The organism is Microvirga tunisiensis (genome assembly GCF_009296175.1).
GTDB classification, from domain to species: domain Bacteria; phylum Pseudomonadota; class Alphaproteobacteria; order Rhizobiales; family Beijerinckiaceae; genus Microvirga; species Microvirga tunisiensis.
In genome coordinates, this window is sequence record NZ_VOSK01000707.1 from 1 (window position 1) to 1,628 (window position 1,628).

Genomic DNA, 1,628 nt, shown 5'->3' on the forward strand with positions numbered 1-1,628 from the left:
ATCTCGGGCCGCTCCTGCTCGGCCGCCCGAAGGGTCTTTTTTTCGGACGCAGCTTGAGGCGCTTGAGCGCCTCGCAGATCACCGCCAGACACACCGTCACGCCCGTTCTCTCGGCCAGGCGCTCGCGATACTCGCGCAGCAGCGCGTCATTGTCCTCGATCACGAGCTGGCGCAGCACCTCCAGAGCTGCGGCATCCAGGCGCGAGGGCACGCCGCCGCTGTGCGGCTTGGGAGAACGCCGGCCGTCCTCGCGCTCCTGGCGGCGCCAGTTCGACACGGTGGCAGGACAGACCTGAAACCGATGGGCGATCTCGACCTGAGGAAGATCGCCACGCTCGCAGGCGACCAGAACACGCTCACGCAGATCAGCGGAATAAGGCTGGGGCATGGCTCGCCTCCCGGGCCATATCCCAGTCAACGCGCAGCCCACCCGAAGGGATTCAAGCCCAGATTAAAAGCGCTTTAGTGAACTCTTCGTAGGAGAGGCCAGTGTAAAGGTGCGAGAAGCTGAAGGTCTTTTTCGACCGGTCACTGATCTCGTAAATTTCGTTTCGTTCAGCCTGGTCCAACACATAGAGGGCGGCAACCATCCTGTGAATGGTTTTGTGCTGATCACCCATCCGAGCAGCAATCTGCTCTAGGGTGAGATATGGCTGACCTGCGTCTCTCTTGCGGTGTTCGTCGTCCAGCCAGCGCGCGGCGAAGCGAGCCTTCGCGAAAGCATCCCAGGATTGCGGACCGTTTATGTGCTTGAAGCCGATCAGGTCTCGTGCTTCGTCCTCGGTCGCGACGCGATAGACCAGCAACTCATTCAACGTCTGACGCTTTGCCGGTTCCATAAGCGGGGTGGAGATACGTGCTGCCCTAGCCACCTCCGGATCGCGCAGCGCCTTAACGGCGGCTAAACGCCGGTTGCCCTCCAGCACTGCCAAGCGACCGTTACGCTCAATTACGATCAACGGCTCGATGTTGATGTAGCCACTCGTCGATATGGATTGGATCAGCTCGGATAGGTCCGCGGACGTAGCAAGCATCGAGATAACGGCACTATCTCCCGATCCTGTGGGCCGTTTATCCGGTGTAAAACGAGGATTATTTTGGTCGAAGTCGAGCAATTCGACCGGCACCTTTTCCGCCTGACCAGTAGGTGGAAGATGTACAATGCCGTTAGCCATCAAGAACCCTCGTAGACCGATTTAGCGCAGAGCGTCGTCCACACTGCCACACTTTGGAGAATAGCAGAGCCGTTGAAGCCCGCCGCCGGTTGCAAGTCAACCATGCCGCGGGTTTGGTGAGCCAAAATACCTGTCTCACCCCCTCGAATAGCAGCGCAGGAGCTGGAAAAGTTCGACCGCGCAGCCGAGAGCCTCGATAGCTAACAATAGATCATTTATAAAGGGTGCACGTTGCTCAACGCCATGTGCGTGGAGGTATCGCCTCTGGTGGCACACAAACCTGCAACATCGAGGCTAAATATACCGTAACATTGGCAAAAGTCCGGGCTGAGCTGGCGGGTCGGGGTTCCGGCGCAGCGACAATTCTGATTCAATCCCCTGCATGTCACCGGCCCCGGATCTTGATGGCCTGTCGAACGCCGATCTGAAGCGGTTGGTGCTGGAGCTGTTGGG

The 1,628-nt window shown here is 58.7% G+C and carries 2 protein-coding genes; both read right to left on the reverse strand.

All coding sequences use genetic code 11. The features are described 5' to 3' along the window. The coding region (locus FS320_RS43035; RefSeq protein ID WP_152718605.1) for a helix-turn-helix domain-containing protein at window positions 1–388 on the reverse strand (388 nt) is incomplete at its 3' end. 52 nt (window positions 389–440) lie between these two features. Beyond that, complete coding sequence (locus FS320_RS43040; protein ID WP_202882972.1) at window positions 441–1,175, reverse strand: ParB/RepB/Spo0J family partition protein; 735 nt, start codon at window positions 1,173–1,175, stop codon at window positions 441–443. Between the last annotated feature and the right edge of the window lie 453 nt (window positions 1,176–1,628).